Source organism: Chitinophaga caseinilytica (assembly GCF_038396765.1).
Classification (GTDB): Bacteria; Bacteroidota; Bacteroidia; order Chitinophagales; family Chitinophagaceae; genus Chitinophaga; species Chitinophaga caseinilytica.
Window position 1 is genome coordinate 2426339 of sequence record NZ_CP150096.1, and the last position, 17302, is coordinate 2443640.

Consider the following 17302-nt stretch of genomic DNA (forward strand, 5'->3'; position numbering starts at 1 on the left):
GTTGTGTACGCCCGTGAAGGCACCCGCAACACCAGGTTGCGGGGCGCCATCGGGCAGTTCAGGCAGTTTGGCGGCAACATCCCATCGGATATGGTTCGGTTGTTGCGCGCTGCCTTTATTGATCCAGGAAAAAACAGGCTTGCTGTCAGCATGAATCTGATGTCTCGGATGAATCGCATGTTATTCAGGAATGGGTCTTGGCCGCGGGCCGGGATTTAAATTGATCGAACCCCAACGCGGCAACGTCTTCTTTAAACAGCTCGAACTGTGCGCCGCTCATGTTGGAGACCGGAAGCCGGAATTCCCCGCAATCCAGCCCGATCAGTTTCATATACGCTTTTCCGGTAGCGATGCCGCCGTATTTGCCGAGCAGGCGGATCATGTCGATCGACTGCTGTTGCAACTGCGCGGCCTTTTCCAGCTTACCGTTTTCGAAAGCGGCCGTCAACCGGTGATATAGCGGCGCTGCGTAGTTGAACGTACTGCCCACGGCCCCTTTGGCGCCGATGGCGAGTGCCGGCAGCATGTTTTCGTCGCGGCCCCAGAGCATGTCGTACTTACCGGCTTTGAAATTCCTGCAGGAAAGGAAGTCCATGAAATCCTCGTGCGTGTATTTCACCCCGGCGAAGTTGGGGATCTTCCCGTCTACGGCCTGGAGCAGGTCGTACATCGCGAAGCTCACACCGTTCAGCACGGGGATGTGATAGTAGTAAAACGGCATGTCGGGCACAACGGCGGCCAGTTCTGCGCAGCACCGGGCGAGGGCTTCCACGCTGGCGGGCTTGAAGTAGAACGGCGCGGTGAACGATACGGCGTAAATACCTGCGTCTCTCGCATGCAGCGCCAGCTCTTTACAGTCGGCGAGGCAGGTGCCGCCGAGCAGGAGCATTACTTTGAAATCGTCGTCGCCCCGGGTACATTCGGCCCAGGCCGTGGTCACGGTTTTCTTTTCGGCGACGGTCATGGAAACGCCCTCGCCGGTGGAGCCGCAGATGAAAGCGCCTTTAACGCCGTTGGCTCTCAACAGGCGGTAATACTCCGGGATCAGTTTCGTGTTCAGTGCTCCGGCCTCGTTCATGGGCGTGAAGGGAGCGGCAATCAGTCCTTGCAAATGTTTCATGCGCTTCAGAATCGTTGATGATGGATATGTAGTTATTGTGGTTTGGCGGTCATGTATCCGGGCGTCTGGTTTACGAGCGGATCGTTCGTCCAGATGGCGGGCTCCACGGGCCAGAGGACCTTGTATCCCTGGGTGGCTTTATCGAGCACGCCGAAAGGATGCGCGGCGGATTTGAAGACCATGGGCTGGCCTGCCACCTGCATGCGGCGCAGATCGTACCAGCGTTTGCCTTCGAACACGAACTCCTTGCTCCGCTCCCGGAAAATCGCCAGTTCATTGGCGTCTTTGCCGCCGTTCACGAAAGGCGTGGGGTCGTTGCCCGGCCCGTAAGCCCTGTCGCGGATGGCTTTGATGTAAACCGTGGGGTCCTGGCCCTGGGCGTTGGCGATCTCGGCGAGCATGAGCTGCCGGTCGGCCTCGCGGTATACCGGCCAGTCGTCGGCGAAATAGCGCTTGTTGGCATCGATGGTGCCGAGGAACTTCACCAGGGCGGTGTTGCGGACGGTCACCACGTAGGGCGTGGTGCTGGTGGTCACTTTGTAATAATCATAGAAGGTGGCATTGCGGCGCGTATCCGCCACATCGTACGACTGGAAAAGCTCGAACGTATACCGGTACCGCTGGATCACCTGGAGGGAATTCACATCCGCGATCTTCAGCGGGTCAACGAGGAAATTGCCCACGCCTTCGCTCACGAGCGAATCTTTATAATGCAGCCCGTTGAAGTTGAACGTCGAATACAGGTGGGAGGCTACGTTCATTTCCGATTCGGCCACCCGGTAACGGATGGCGAAGATAATTTCCGCATTTCCCTTGTTGTTGTAGGCGAACACGTTGGCGAACGAAGGCAGCAACTGATAGCCGCCGATGGCCGTGAGCGCGGTTTTCGCTTCGTTCAGATCGGCGGTGTTGCCGTATACTTTGGCAGACCATAGAAAAACTTCGCCTTTCAGCATCCTCGCCGCATCGGGCGTGAACTGCGTTTTATCTGCGGAAGCCGAAGTGCCGAAGAATTGCATCGCCTGGTTGATGTCGCTTTTCACGAGGGTGAGCACGTCCGCTTCGGAGGCTCTTGCCTTGCGCAGCTGCACAACGTCGGTGGTGCCGTTGAGGACTTCCGGTTCGGTGCGGATGGGCACGCCGCCGTAAGTGCGCAGCAGCTGGAAGTAATACCACGCCCGCATGGCATAGGCCTGTCCGAGGAGGTAATTTTTCTTTTCGGTGGAAAGGAAACCAGACTCGTTGGCTTTCTGGATGAAGAGGTTGAGCTGGAGGATCGGTGCGTAAAATCCGGCCCATCCCGTAACACCGGCAGAATTCTCCTCGATCCGCTGTTCGATGACCTGGAGCTCGTTGAGGGAAGTATTCTGCACGTCCACGTTGCTCATGCCGCCGCCGCGCATTTCGCCCAAACGGTAAAACATGAACTGGTTATCGCGGAACTGTTTGTGCAGCCCCACCATGAAATTGACGACCTGTGTCTCGTTCTTCCAGAAGTTGCCGTCACCGAAATAATCTTCGGGCGACAGTTCCAGCGTTTTCTGACAGGAGGCGAACAGTACCGTGACGAGCAGCGCCTTCGCGAAATATGTAAGTTTTTTCATTTCGGAAATTTTTTGGATGGATTAGAAAGTAAGGTTGGCGCCGAATACGAGTTGCGTTGGGATGGTGTAGGCACTGTTCTGCGAACCGGTGCGCTCGGGCAGTTTCAGCTGGCTGTTGGTGATGTAGCCGAGGTTCTGGCCGGTTACCGTGAGGGTGAGCCCCGTGATCCGCGCGGGTTTCAGCAGGCTGGCAGGCAGGCTGTAGCTGAGGGATACGTCGCGGAAGCAGAGGTAGCTGGAATTCACCCAGAACATGCTGCTGGGCCGGTCGTAGTTCTTGGTGTTCAGTTGGTCGGCCCAGGTGTAGCGGGGATATTTAGCGTTAGGGTTCTCCGGCGTCCAGGTGTCTTTCACCGCCGTGGTGGCGTTAAATTCTCCCTGGAAGCTCCCGAGCGACCACATCTGCATAAAATCCTGCTGGATATGCCCCAGTGCAAAGTCTACACGGGCAAACAGGCGGAAGTTCTTCCAGTTCACGGTGGTATTTACACCGCCGGTCCAGCGGGGAACGGAGCGCCCGAGCCTGCGCATATCGCGGTAATCGATCGTATCGTTCTTATCGAAATCGTGCCACATCATATCGCCCAGTTTGGTGCTGATGTGGTTGGTGAGCCCTTTTTCGGTGATGAGTTGCTGACTGGCCACGCGTTTCCCGGCGGCGGCGCCGTATTGCGTTTCGCCTGCCGCGATGTCGATCTTGTTGTAGGAGGCGAGGTCTTTGTCGTTCCGGATGATCCCATCGCTCACGAACCCATACACATCGCCCCATTCCATTCCTTCCTGCAAACCGCCCACCCAGATGAGCCCGCCGGTAGCAGGGTCGTACACTTGCTGGCCACCCTGGCGGTTTTTGTCGTTGCCGTTGTAAGGAAGTTTCACGATGGTATTCTTGTTCCAGCTGGCGTTGGCGGCTACGGTCCAGCTCAGGTCTTTTTTCTGGATCACCTTTCCGCTCACTTCCATCTCGAACCCGCGGTTGCGCATGCTGCCGTTGTTGGTGCGGATGGAGGAAATGCCGGAGGAAGTGGGCAGCAGGATGTTGGCGATCTTATCGGTCGTCAGCCTGTTGTAATACGCGAAAGACGCTGTGATGCGGTTGTTGAGGAACCCGAGCTCCGTTCCCACTTCCACCGTTTTCGATTTTTCCCATTTCAGCTTCGGATTGGCGATGCCGGTCTGCAGGTAGCCGGTAACGCCGTTGTAGGGCGTTTGTGTGCCGTACGAGCCCTGGAGCTCATAAATCCCGATGGCGTTGGCCGTGCCGATGCCGATGTTGCCGTTCATGCCCCAGCTGGCGCGGAGTTTCAGGAAAGAGAGCCAATCTTTCACGCTGCTCATAAAATCCTCTTCATGTGCGAGCCAGCCCACGGAAAACGCGGGGAAGGTACCGTACTGGTTGTCGCCGATGAGGCGGGAATATCCGTCGCGGCGCACGGTGAACGTGGCGAGATATTTCCCGTCGTAGTCGTACATCAGGTTGCCGATGCCCGACATGATCCTTTCGCGGTTGTGCCAGGAATCGGTGCCGCGGGTTTGGGTCAGGTTATTGTTGAGGGTGAGGCCCAGGTCCATGAAATCGTCTGTGGGCGCAAGTCTTCCGCTGGCGGACACGCCTTTGTTATACGCATCGTAATATTCGAAACCGGCCATTGCGTCGAGGTTATGCTTGCCGAGGGATCCTTTGTAATTGAGCGTGGCATTGTACGTCTGGCGGATGGTGCGGTCGAAGCCGGCTGAGCTGGAGCGGTCGCGGTTCCAGCCGGTGTTCGGATTGGTGAGGCTCAGAAGTCCGGTGCGGAAATCCTTGTTGAAGGACTCGTCGAAGCCCTCGTCGTACATGAGGATGGCGCGCACGCGGCCGTAGAGTTGTTTCGTGAAATCGATTTTCAGCGCCTGGCTGAGGGTGAATTTATCGGTTTGGAACTTGCGGATGTATTTGTCGGCATTGACGATGGGGTTGCCGTCGCTGGCGTCCCTTCCGAGGATGAGTTCGCCTTTGGCGTTGGTGCCGCGCATGGTGGGCGGGGCGGAGAGCATGCGGCCCCAGTAGTTGGATTCGCCGTTGTTCAGGCTCTGATCGCGCCAGTTGGCCATGGTGTACTGGAGGCCCGTTTCGGAGGTCAGCCAGTCGCGGATTTTATAATCGCCGTTGCCCGTAAAGGAAATGCGTTTGTAGAAAACGTTGATGGGCAGGCCTTCTTCGTCGTAGTAGCCGATGTTGGCGTAGTATTTCCCACGGTCGTTGCCGCCGCTCATGCCCACGTTGTAATCCTGTGTTTTGGCGGGCGATTTGAAGGCGTAGTCGCCGTAATTGAAGTTCTTATAGAGCAGTTGCGCGTTGGTGCCGTTGGGATCGTATTCGCCGGCGGCGTTGGTTTTCACGGCGTCGGTCATCACTTTCCAGCCGTCGTTGGTATTGAGCAGTTCGCGGTTGGCGTCGGTGAGGCGCATGGTAGACCATATGGCGCGGGAGTCGTAATTACCGTCGAGGATGTTCCCCTGGGCGTCTTTATAGAGGTTCCCGGTGCCGCGGGGGCCAACGGCCGCGAGGGCGGAGGGGGCGAGGGTGCCGTTTTTGATGGCTTCCACTACGCCGAGGCGCGTCCAGCGGATATAATCTTCCGCGTTGAGGAATTCGTAAGGGGAGTTGAGATAGCTGTATCCGCGTTTGGCGTTGAGGCTGATGGAGGAGCTACCGGCTTTGCCGCGTTTGGAGGTGATGAGCACTACGCCATTGGAGGCGCGCGCGCCGTAAATAGCGGTGGCGGAAGCGTCTTTGAGGACTTCGACGGAAGCGATGTCGTCCGGGTTGATGTCGCTCATGGAGCCGCGGACTTGTCCGTCGATAATAATTAAAGGACTGCCGGACCCGTCGAAGTTGGTGCCGCCGCGGAGCACGATGCTGGGCAGGGCGCCGGGCCTTCCGGAGCCGGTGGCCACGCGAACGCCGGGGATGGTGCCGGCGAGGGCCTGGGCGGGGTTGGAGCGGAGGCCGGTCTCGAGGATTTTGTTGTCGAGTTTAGCGATGCTGGAGGTGAGTTTGGACCGTTTGGCGCTGCCGTAGCCGGTTACGACTACTTCATCCATTTTGGAGGCGGCGGAGGCGAGGACGATGTTGATGTGGCGGTTCTGGCCGACGGGGATATCCTGCGGGGAGAACCCGATGTAGGAAACGGAGAGTACGTCTCCGGGTTGCGCATCGATGGAGAATTCGCCTTTTGTGTCGGATTGAACGGCTTTCTTTTTGGCTTTGATGACGATGGTAACCTCGATGAGGGGGGTGTTATCGTCTCCGGAGATGACCTTCCCGGTGAGGGGCCCGGATTGCGACCGGGCGGAGATGGAGAGGAGGAGGCTGGTCAGGAAGACGAGGCCCCGTAAGCACGCGAATTTCATAATGGAAAGGAATTTTGGTTGTATTATGTATAACATAACAAAAGTAAACAAATCCGGGAAGAAGCCAATTTTAAATCGGGATTTTGGGTTGCGTTAACAAAAAATCAAGAAGTTTACATGATAAGATATTGATATACAGCTAGATTAGTTAAAATTTTGGAATCGATTGTTTAGCGAAGATTTACAATGACAATTCCTATATTTGCCTTATAAGTAATACATATTTATGAACCTGGTCGATCTAAAAGACAGTTTAAAGACGGTGGATACCAGTTCGCTGGTAGACAAGGTGGAGGCCAACCTGGTGGCGTTGTTGCAGGACCGGAAGCTGAAAGTGGGGGATTCGATTCCCAAGGAGCTGGAATTGGCCGAGGCATTGGGTGTGAGCCGCACAGTGGTGCGCGAGGCCCTGTTGCGCCTGCGGATGATGGGGCTGATCGAGTCCAAAAAGAAGAAGGGCGCGGTGATCACGAGCCCTGATATCCTGGACATCATGGGCAAAAGCATGAATCCCTACATCCTGAGCGAAGAAACGCTTAAGGATATTTTCGAGATACGTTTGGTGCTGGAGATCGGAATGGCGGATTTGCTGTTTCAGAACCTTCGTCCACAGGATATCGAAGACCTCAACAACATCGTCAACAACGAGCCCGCGAACGTGGGGGAGAACCATATTTTCAACATCAGCCACGAGATCGCTTTCCACGGAAAGTTGTATGAGATCACGGGGAACGCCACGCTGAAGAAGTTCCAGAAAATGCTGTTGCCTGTGTTCGACTACGTGCATCACAGCGGATTGCTCGGTAAGCAGTCTACCGTTCGGAATTTCGTCAGCCACAAGGGTTTGGTGGATATCCTGCAAAACGGTTCCCCGGAGCTTTTCCGCAATGCGATGCGCAATCACCTGGAGAATCATTTCGCCCGGCTTTTCGATTGATCACAATTTTCCGGAAAAAAATTGGTCAATTAAAAATTAAATCTTTTCTTTGCTGCCCCGAAAGGGGAAATGGATCGGTAGTTCAGTCGGTTAGAATGCCGCCCTGTCACGGCGGAGGTCGCGGGTTCGAGTCCCGTCCGGTCCGCACGATTTTTCAGAGACCCGCGCTAGGCGCGGGTTTTCTTTTTTTAATCGAGTGAGTTAAGGTATAGTTATACCCCAAAATTGAATGTCATATCCCTTTCTCTACGACTATATGATTGTTGCGAATCCAGACATGGAACCCATGTGACCTGTCAAGCAAATCGTATGAATTTTCTTCTAGTTTGTTCAGCCATTCTTTAAATTCATTGGCTATTGTCGAAACCAGAGCGTCTTTGATTTTCCTATACTCACTTAATGGAACTGCATGAATATCAATATTTATAGTCCCTGGAGATGCAAAAAACCTATCCTTTTTCCCTTTGTAATGTGCTCCGAACAAATGCTCATGTCCTTTAAGGGGGAAGTAATCAACATGCTCGATATTGGCGATATCAAATTTTGATTCCAGAATTACTTGTTCGAGAAAAGATGATTTCAGTGAATACGCCATTGTTTTTGGAAGCTTAACTTTCTTAACTCTCAAATTCATAGATAAAATCGCTGATGGGATATAACTTAAAGATAGACAAATTGGGGATTGAGTTCGATAATCGTCCCTCCCAGCCCGCACGATATAGAAGAGACCCGCGCTAGGCGCTGGTTTTCTATTTTTAGTCGAGTATGTTTTCCTGTCAACGTTCTATCCGAAGGAAGCGTTAACATTTGTACAATTATCCTCTTTACCAGATTTTCCACCAAGGTTTTTTGACCTCTCTGCCGATAAGGTAACTCCCTCCGTTGATTTCAAAATTACTGATATCCAGCGTAAAAGGCTTCCAATCATCAGCATCTTGAATAGGGTCATAAGCTAATCCTCTTACTAGGCCATCCTTCAGACTTACTTCTTTAATACCATCCCAGGAAATTCTCTCGGAATGCTTAAATTGGCAATTCAATTCGACAAGCGTAATTTCTGTCAGATCGTATAAAATCAGCCGACCATCGGATAATGTTAGGCTACCTTCATAGTAAATCCCAAAGATAGCAACCGGCTCCGTTGATTCGGGATTCATGACATAACATCGCCCGCCTGCAACTACAAGCAAATTTGGGTAACCGGGAAACTCATGGACCAGGTTGAACCTAGTCCACCCCTTTTCAAAGTTTGCCACCCAATCTGTACCGTCCACGCGGTGAAAACGAACGACAAAACCCTCAGAAGAGAACCCGTTTTTGCTTTCAGTTACGGGAATGTACATGGGGCCATATACTGGTAACGATGCTAATATTTCAAATCTTGATTTCATCTAAATCTTAATCGGAATCTAAAATATGGAAACAAATGGAATGATATATGAGTTTATCATTTGGCGTTGCTACATCGCATTTATTTGGTGATTTGATCCAGACAGTTCGATAATCGCCCCTCCCTGCCCGCACGATCCTTCAGTGATCCGCGTATTTCCATTTGTTTTCCATTATCTTTCTAAATCAACTTAAATTGCTAAAGTCTGATTACATCCCCGCTGTCCATGGCGTATTGGATGTACTCAGAACTTCATTAAACCGATCGAGTTATGCCTTATGACTTCACATTCAAAAGAACGATTGAACTGGACAACCAGACTGCATTGGTGAGAAACATTTCTCTAGCCAAAGCATTGACGGAATCCTTCAGCGAAATAACCGACTTGAATCTGCCCAACCCCGATTTTCACTTTTCCAAAACCGTAATTGACTCAGAAAAAGAGTTTCCCGAACAACATTTTTACCTTGAGGCAGATATTGATGGCTGCTACTACATCTTTTCATTTTGGAAAGACAATTTATATGTTGAGCTGGGAGCTGGAGGAAATATGGATAGGCGGTTTAACCATTTACGGGATTGTTCCGAAATCATACTGGACCATGATTTTCAGATTCAATCGCCAACAGAAGGCAAACTATTAACCACAGACATCGGTTTTGAACAACATATCGAAGCGTATAAAGAGTGGGTCAGTTTTATTGACAAGGTCAGGAAAATCCGCAATTCATCGGAATAATTGCTTCCGGTTTAGATAAATTGCCTTCACGATTTTTCAGTGGATCGCATGTTACGCACCTTTTTTCTTCACGCAAAACATACATGCATTACATGAAATGAACGTTGTTAAAGCAAAAATATATTTTGCCATATTGTCCCGTATCTTTACTTTCACACAAGTCACTGAACCAATCATTGGCGTGACTATTTTACGCAAGTTGTTATCCCTTTTTTTGTAAGCAGCGCTGTCTTGAACAGCATGTTAGCATTACTTCCTTAACGAACTGGCACACATCCTCAAAGTTCAAGCTCTCCCCCAATTAAACAGCACAATACGTAAAAAGTATTATTGTCAATGTTTAGAGCTATGTTAAGAAAAGTACTTACTTGTTTGGTAATCACATGGGCGAAGCTTTCGTTGGCCCAGGAAAAGGCAATTATTCCTCCCGCGCCAAATGCAGCCAACCTGGTATTTAATACCGAAACGCAGATGGGGCTGTATACAGGTACGCCGCAGATATCAATACCTGTCTGGACGGTGAATGCAGGTGTTTTGCAGCTTCCAATTACACTGAGTTATACCTCCGGTGGGGTCAAAGTGGCCGACATGGCCTCCTGGTGCGGGCTGGGTTGGAATCTCAACGCAGGCGGAGTTATCACGAGGTCGGTAATGGGGCTGCCGGATGAAACACCGACCTTTGGCTATATTGACTACACCGTGCCGCCGCAAACGCCTTATAATTCAGCCTTTCTGGGCATGGCGGAAGGCACGATCGATTCGCAGCAGGATTTATTTTTCTATAGCCTTCCCGGTGGTTCGGGCAGATTCGTCTTTGATACCACCGGAACGCCCCGGTTAATTCCCAAAAGTAATTGTAAGATTACTAAGGGGAATGTTTCCATTTTCCAGTTTTCAGATGGTACCGCTACATGCATTTCGGAGTGGCAGATTATTGACGATAAAGGAATTATTTACCGCTTTAAGGACTTTGAAAAAACACTTTCGGCTTCCAGGAATAATGAGCTACCCGGAAGCGGGTTCGCTACTACCGGACGATGCGTTAACAGCTGGTACTTAACGGAAATGGAGGCGCCCTCTGGAGAAAAGATAAAGTTTAATTACGTAACCATTAATTTGGCGTATGACCTTGCGCCCACAAAAACAAGTCATGTGAAATTAAATGGCCAATGCGAAAATTATCCGTCGGCCACCTCCATACCCAGGCAGTATGTGAATTCCAAAAGATTGTCTTCAATTGAATTCCCGGGCGGGAAAATCAGGTTCATTCCTGCAACACTGGGACGGGCGGATCTTGTGGGCGACCATGCGCTTAATAGAATTATTGTCGAAGACAAACCGGGCCATGTAGTAAAACAATTTAAGCTGGATTATAAATATTTGATCGGGAACAGCCTGGTAGATTACGCAAGCATCAATCCTGCAGGCAGCAGCAATTTCTTCGTTTCTTCGACTATTACGCCTCCCGCGTCTTTTAGCCGGCGATTAATGCTAATGAAATGGACAGAACAGGATGCAAACGGGGTTCCGCTGAATAATGGCCAGCGCTTTGAATACCATACGGAGTACGGACTGCCGCATAGGGCTTCTCCATTGACCGATCACTGGGGGTACGCGAATAAAGCAGATAATCCATCAGCGGAGATCCCTTATGTATTGATAGATCCTCTTCAGACCGGCAGCCCCAACCCAATGGTTTATATTGGAGGTAAAAGCCCCGATGCTCAGTATGCCAAACAAGGAAGCTTGTACAAAATAAACCATGCCGCAGGAGGCTTTACGGAGTACGAATTTGAATCAAATGATGCAGGCCCAAGTCCTTACATACCTCCAAAAGTTACCAAAAGAACCGAAATCTATTCCATCTCCCTAAGCCACTATAAGTATAACGTGAATGGGTGGTATGAAGGTTTGAATTACGAAATGCGGCCAGACGGGAATGGCAATATGGTTAGGAACTATTATGTTGAGTTTAATGTATTAAATGGGAGTACGGGTAGTGCACAGGTACTGCTAACTGATGTTCCTTACTATCCCGCCGGTGGTTTGAGGTTCTACATTATGCATGTCGCAACCGGCCGTGTCATCTGGAGTGGGAATCACGATGGAAATTTCAATGTTAACCTTCAACCAGGAGCTTACCGCCTTTACCATTGTCCTTCTTATGCATTGTTAAACAATCCGCAAAATCCTGACCATCAAAAGTTACATAGCGCCGTGATATCCGGATTGTATACGATAACGAGCGAGCAGGGCTCGCAAGGGCAGCCGCCAAAAGTAGGAGGGATACGGGTAAGAAAGTGTAGGCAGTATGATTCGGTGACCCGGCAATCGTTATGTAAGGAATATAAGTACGAACAGGACGGAAGTTCGGGTCAATTGCTGGCTACACCGCTATATCAGTTTTTATTTGATGTATATGATAAAAATGGCGGCCCTTGCAGATACCTGGGCATTTCCTACAATTCCGTAAATCCTTTAAGCACCACGCATAATTCCTTTGTAGGATACCGGTATGTTGAAGAGAAAGCCGTGTCTGAAACCGGTGTGCCGCTGGGGAAAACAGGGTACTCGTTTATGGGGCCTTTGGAATCGCCGGACTTGTTATATAGAGGTAGTGCCAGCGCCGCAGGGTTTTCCTACTACGATGCCCCCAATCCTCCTGCAGATCGCCGGGACTGGTTGCGCGGCTTTTTGACGCAGCAGGTGGATTACAAATATGATACTGTAACGCGGTCTTATAGCCCTGTCCGTAAAATTGAAAATACGTATAGGAAGACGCTCGAACCGGTCAGCAAAGGTTTACAAGTGAATATAAACAGCCGGGATCTTGTGAATGGCCGGCATTCTGTTTTGTTTACATATTATGGTCATCATTCCGGAACCATATTACTTGAAAAAACAACAGAAACACTTTATCAGGAAAACGGAGCATTTACAACAACGACTATGATAGAAAATAGCGGCAAGAGTTTTCTGCCTGTTTGTAAATCCATCGCCCAAAGCGATGGCTCCCTGTCAAAGGAATATTACACCTATCCAAAGGAATATGCACCTGGGAATGCTGCCATTGATAATTTGATCAGGAAGAATATAGTATCGGTGCCAATAGAGACGGTGAAGCTAAAAGAACAGCCATTGGGTACCCTTTCGGTTACCGGAGGTAGCCTTACGAATTATTATCCCACGGGATGGGGGAAAGTTCAATCCGTTAACATATTGGAAACCAACCAGGCTATTCCGGGGGCCTCATTTAAGTTCTCCAACGCACCCGTCGGGCAATTGCCTGCTTCCCGGAATGCTACCCAATTTGCTGCAGATGCCCGCTACAAAGCACGCGTATTGTTCAGTAACTATGACGCTTATGGGAATCCGACGGAAAAGCAAAAGGCAAACGATGTGAAGGAAGTATACCTGTGGGGATACAACGGTTCCTATCCCGTCGCAAAAGTCGTAGGAAGTGATTATGCGACGGTATCGAGCCTTATCAATCAGAGTATGCTCGATAATGCGAGTGCATATACGGATGCGCAGATCAGGGCTGAACTGAATAAAATCCGTGCCTGGTTTGCCAATAACGGCCAGGTAAGTGTATCGACTTATACTTATGCGCCATTGATAGGCATGACCAGCCAGACGGATGCCAATAATTTTACCACTTTCTACGAATATGATTCCTTCGGGAGATTGGTATTGGTGCGCGACCATAACAAGAAAATCCTTAAAAAAGTGGAATACGGCTATGCCGGACAGTAGGAAGGGGCCTCCCTTACTCCATCACCCTCGGCATCCACATCCCCATCGTTGCCGCGAACGACCCAACCGCCATCCCAAGCGAAACCAGCGTCAGGAAAGTGGCGAAAACCGTTCGCTGGTAAGCGGGGCCGGAACCCCTCACGCCGAAGTACCACGCTGCTATCGCCTGGGGCATAATATATACGGACACCGCCAGCACCGTCAGAAAGGGCCCCGTGAAAGTTTTGGGATCAAAGCCCACGGGCGCGCGGTGGATCAGCAGCCAAAGCATGAGGAAAACACGGAACATCCAAACCCCGCTCATCCCCAGGAAAAGATGCACCGCCCATTGCTGATGCACCTTGAACCTCCGTTCCATGGCGCTCCTGATCGCGAAATAAGCACAAATAAGAATGATCGCGGCATTGGCGCTAATCATCACCTGCATCACCGGGCCTCCCACCGCCCCCCGCACCCAGGTAAGGTAAATCCCCGCCACACTCACCAGGAACGCGGATGCGATGTAAACCCGCCCGCTGATCCGGTGGAACCGCGGCACCCGCGCCCGCAGCGATGGCACCAGCTGCAAAGGCCCTAAAATGGTGATCACCGCCGCCAGCGCCACATGCAGCCCGAAAATAATGTTGCCGGTAAGATCGCTTTTGTCGTAAAAATGAGGATTGACGTTGTTCCACTTTTCCAGGTCCCCCAACGCCGTATTCCGGTAATACTGCATCAGGATGTAATAGGCAAAGATGGATTGGCCCAGGCAGATGACGATAAACCATAGCCGGACCGCATAATGTAAGGGATGAGCCGCTTTTTTGTTCATAATATGAAAATAACGGCTATATCATGAGCGGCACTTAACAATTGTTAGGAAATGATCTCCCGCCTGATCCGGCTTAAACTTTCCGGCTTGATCCCCAAATAGGAAGCGATAAATTTCAATGGTACATTCTTGATAATTTCGGGACTGCTCTTCATGAATTTCAAATATCGCTGTTCGGCGGTCAGCGTAGCCAGGTCGTTCATCCTTTGCTTGTCTTCATCCATCACCTGGTTAAACAACTTTATCGTGAAATCCTTCTGCGTGATACTGGTTTTCACCGTCCGGTCCGCATCCTGTTTCGATATCCGCAACAATTCGCAGTCGGTAATGCAATGCAGGTTTTCGCCGGATGGCGTTTGATTGGCGAAATGAAACCAGGAAGTGAAGAAACGCGGTCCGTTGTTCAGGTCAACCGTCACTTCTTCGCCGTTGTCGTTCACGTAAAACTTACGCATGAACCCCGAAACGATGAAATTGTGATGCTGGGGGATTTTTCCCGCGGTTTCCAGCATTGTATCTTTTTTCACCTGCAAAACCTTGAATGTGTTCCGGCAACTATCCTTATCCGATTCGGGCATTTCAATGAATTGTTGAATATACCGGAAAAGCGTTTCGTAATAGGGGTCCATATCGGCTCATTTTCACAAAGATAGCCCCGCCGGGCGATAGTGCCATCGCAGATTCCAAAATGCAGGCCGGCTGCAAACGGTTAATTTGCAGGCCGCGGGGCTGCGGTGCCCGCTACTACCCGGCGCCGGTGGAAGTATTGCTGGCCGGCCCATTCATAATCCAGGTAGCAATAGCCGCCCTCGAGCGAGAGGTCGCGGAAGGGGAGGGGGCGCGCCATATCGTCGGTAAACACGGTGAGCAATAGTTTCGCGGGATTATAGGGATTGGGCGATACGGTTATCTCCAGCGTATTCTTGCGATCGGGGTTTTCGGGCCGGGGGATTTTCTTCAATCCGCTGTGCCCGCTATAGGTACCGGGAACGATGAGATGGTGGGTTTTGAGCATCTCCGGACTGAGATCCCTTTCGTGAATATGCCGGCAGTTCGTCCACGACCGGTTCTGCCAGTGCCGCACAAGGGAATCGGCCAGCGCCCCGTTCTCGTCGTTCCCCACGATGATAAACGCGTCGCTGTACACCTCGCTGATCGTATGTGCGTTATGGGCGCTGGCAACACCGGCGTCCAGCAGTACGACGGCCGTATCTTTCGAATGTACGATCCGGGCCGGTTGATGATTGAGCAGGATGGGGAACCGGCGCGCTGCGGATGGAAGATCGCTCAGGCGGATGGCCACCTGCCAAACATTCCGGGTTTCGATGAAAATACTGTCGCGGGCAATGTGCGCGTCAACGCTCGCGGCAGCCCCGCAGGTCGCCGGCTGAATGCGCAGCCACGCACTGCCGGTATACAGGTGGCTGAATGTGGTAAACCGAATGGTATCGGGGGAGGTAACTCTTTTCTTATCCGCGAAAAAACGGAAAACGTCATGCGCGCGCTCCGTAGTCGACACGTAGTGGCTTCCTTCCGGCGTCATGACCAACGCAGAAGTCCGGAACCTGCTGAAATGAAGGTCGTAAAACTGGCGGACCTGCGCCGCTGGAGCCTTTTCGTCCTTTTCACTGCTTTGAACAAAAACATGTGCATTATGCAGGTTGGGCGAAACCACCAGGGGATGCATCCGCTGTTCCAGGCTGGTAAGTCCGCCGGTGTCAGCCGACATTGTTGGCCCGAACAGCGCGCATCCCGCAAAAATATCCGGTCGCCGGGCGGCATGCATCAGGGCTGTAGCGCAACCGGCACTGCTGCCCACAACAAAAACACGGTCCGGATCAATGGAAAACCGCCGGGATGCGGCAGAAAACGTTTCGGCAAGGTCGGCTGAGGAAATGGCATGTGTGCCCGTGGCGCCGCGGAGATCGACCCACATCACGGCGAACCCGTACAGGTCGGCCAGCCACTTCGTTTTGTTGAGCTCGTCCAGGTTGGAAATCCACCAGCTGAATTCCAGCGGCGTGTTTTCGTTAGGGAAAGGCAGCATGATCAGTAAAGGCACCTTTTCCCCCACCGGCATGTGCAGGTAATAATATTGAATAGTGGAATCGAGGGAAGAAGGGAAACTGTTCAATCCGAACCGGAACTTCGTGTCTGCTCTGCCTCCCGGCCGGAGGGATTGACAGAAATCTGCGAGCTCCCCGCCTACGGAAATGCGGCTTTTGTCCCAGAAACTTACATAAGGATTTTCTCCGGCCAACCCATAGCCGACAAGGCGTTGCAGGCGTTCATGGGTTGCGGCGAAATCCCTTTCCAGCTGCACATCGCCGAATTTCGCAAGGCCGTCTGACCGGAGGTTCTGCAATTGCTGCATAAAGTTTGCGAACCGGCCGTAGAATAAGTCCTGGCGCAGCGTGTCCTTCCCGGTCACCACTTCCAGCACGAGAAATTGCTCCAGGGCCGTTTCCGGGAAAATGAACCGCCTGTAGCCGTTCAGCGAATCCGGTTGCATGCGCGACAGGTTGCCCGTCTGCAACATGCGCCCCTTGCGGTCTTTCAGCTGATAGGGGACGGAAGCGTCCTGGGAATAGGGGCCCAGGTAAATCCGGGCAAATCGGCCACTGTCGATGATAGACCGCTGCACGAAATCGGAATGGTATTCAATGGAGAAATTCTTCCGCGCATACGCCTCCGTGGCCATGGCGGCACTGAACTCCCAATGCGTCAGCGACGAATGCAGGTCTTTCACCCCGATCTTCACCTGCAGCCGGTTACTGCCTTTCCGGAGTTGAACTGGTATATATTCCTCATACAATTTGCGCTGGCGCTGCCTTTCGATGCCGGTGTAGATATGTTGCCCGTTCATCCATACTTTCAGATACTGCGCAGCATACATGAGCAAATACACTGTGGTGTCCCTGGGCGCTTCGATAGTGGCAAACAGGTATTTGACGGCCATTTTCTTATCCTTCTGGTTGGAAATGAAGTTGAAGTAAGGGACGCGGCTCGTGTCCCGCGTCAGCGGTAGCAAACTTTCCAGGTCGTCGAATTGTTGCGGTGTGATGCCGTTTTCTTCCAACCCGGCCTGTTCCAGGAAATTGTGATGCATGAAAGCATTGCCGGATGCCTGCGCGGAATCGAAAGGAAAATCGCCGGAAATTACCCAGTTCCGGATCGGGGATACGTCGCCGTTTTGATCCGCCATCCGGTTAAGGGCCAGGTGCTGTCTGCAGCTTTGCAGCATCCCGCAACAAAAAAGCGTCAATAATAAAGTAAGTCTTCTCATAACATGAATGGGTAGGTATAATGAGGGTTTGATATGCAGTTTCCTGCATACACGCGGTATGTTTTTGCAGTGGCGTTTATGCGGGGATGTTAGTTGCGCAAAGCCGGTATGGGAAAGGGATCAGGTAGTGGAATCGTTTTATCACGTGGCGGAATTTAAAAATTGAATCGGGTTATCGGTGTTGAAAGTAGGGAAAATTAATTATTATATCATTATTAATTAGGTAAATAATTTAAAATGTGATTCGGTTGATAGGCGATTGT

General features: G+C 51.4%; 11 protein-coding genes and 1 tRNA gene. 4 read left to right on the top strand and 8 right to left on the bottom strand.

Annotated features, from left to right (window positions below; all coding sequences use genetic code 11):
- Window positions 1-184: 184 nt before the first annotated feature.
- Genes WJU22_RS10175 through WJU22_RS10185 form a run of 3 tightly spaced genes read right to left on the bottom strand, consistent with a single transcriptional unit; the run spans window position 185 to window position 6120 of the window.
- The gene (locus WJU22_RS10175; RefSeq protein WP_341843129.1) at window positions 185-1120 is read right to left on the bottom strand and encodes a dihydrodipicolinate synthase family protein; all 936 of its coding nucleotides are present in this window, start codon (window positions 1118-1120) and stop codon (window positions 185-187) included.
- Window positions 1121-1152: 32 nt separating this feature from the next.
- On the bottom strand, window positions 1153-2724 hold the full coding sequence (locus WJU22_RS10180; protein ID WP_341843130.1) for a RagB/SusD family nutrient uptake outer membrane protein: 1572 nt from the start codon (window positions 2722-2724) through the stop codon (window positions 1153-1155).
- 21 nt (window positions 2725-2745) lie between these two features.
- Window positions 2746-6120, bottom strand: a complete 3375-nt coding sequence (locus WJU22_RS10185; RefSeq protein ID WP_341843131.1) for a SusC/RagA family TonB-linked outer membrane protein — start codon at window positions 6118-6120, stop codon at window positions 2746-2748.
- A 226-nt stretch (window positions 6121-6346) separates the two neighbouring features.
- Between WJU22_RS10185 and WJU22_RS10190 the strand changes: the two genes are divergently transcribed.
- Together WJU22_RS10190 and WJU22_RS10195 are read left to right on the top strand one after the other, a co-directional pair.
- Entirely contained in the window at window positions 6347-7057 is a 711-nt protein-coding gene (locus WJU22_RS10190) for a FadR/GntR family transcriptional regulator (protein WP_341843132.1), read from the top strand.
- Between the two features lie 71 nt (window positions 7058-7128).
- Window positions 7129-7202: transfer RNA gene (locus WJU22_RS10195), tRNA-Asp, on the top strand.
- An 87-nt stretch (window positions 7203-7289) separates the two neighbouring features.
- Here WJU22_RS10195 and WJU22_RS10200 read toward each other — a convergent pair.
- On the bottom strand, window positions 7290-7691 hold the full coding sequence (locus WJU22_RS10200) for a hypothetical protein (protein WP_341843133.1): 402 nt from the start codon (window positions 7689-7691) through the stop codon (window positions 7290-7292).
- Between the two features lie 190 nt (window positions 7692-7881).
- Window positions 7882-8448, bottom strand: a complete 567-nt coding sequence (locus WJU22_RS10205; protein ID WP_341843134.1) for a hypothetical protein — start codon at window positions 8446-8448, stop codon at window positions 7882-7884.
- Window positions 8449-8718: 270 nt separating this feature from the next.
- Between WJU22_RS10205 and WJU22_RS10210 the strand changes: the two genes are divergently transcribed.
- Window positions 8719-9186 (top strand): hypothetical protein, encoded by a 468-nt coding sequence (locus WJU22_RS10210; protein ID WP_341843135.1) that lies wholly within the window; start codon window positions 8719-8721, stop codon window positions 9184-9186.
- A gap of 348 nt (window positions 9187-9534) precedes the next feature.
- Window positions 9535-12942, top strand: coding sequence for a hypothetical protein (locus tag WJU22_RS10215; protein ID WP_341843136.1), 3408 nt, complete (start codon window positions 9535-9537; stop codon window positions 12940-12942).
- 13 nt (window positions 12943-12955) lie between these two features.
- Here the strand turns inward: WJU22_RS10215 and WJU22_RS10220 are convergent, their stop codons facing one another.
- The 3 genes from WJU22_RS10220 to WJU22_RS10230 all read right to left on the bottom strand — a co-directional run bounded on the left by WJU22_RS10220 (window position 12956) and on the right by WJU22_RS10230 (window position 16958).
- Window positions 12956-13753, bottom strand: coding sequence for a DUF2306 domain-containing protein (locus WJU22_RS10220; RefSeq protein WP_341843137.1), 798 nt, complete (start codon window positions 13751-13753; stop codon window positions 12956-12958).
- A 44-nt stretch (window positions 13754-13797) separates the two neighbouring features.
- Window positions 13798-14382: a Crp/Fnr family transcriptional regulator gene (locus tag WJU22_RS10225; RefSeq protein ID WP_341843138.1), complete on the bottom strand. Its 585-nt coding sequence runs from the start codon at window positions 14380-14382 to the stop codon at window positions 13798-13800.
- An 80-nt stretch (window positions 14383-14462) separates the two neighbouring features.
- Complete coding sequence (locus WJU22_RS10230; protein WP_341843139.1) at window positions 14463-16958, bottom strand: alpha/beta hydrolase family protein; 2496 nt, start codon at window positions 16956-16958, stop codon at window positions 14463-14465.
- Window positions 16959-17302 lie beyond the last annotated feature (344 nt).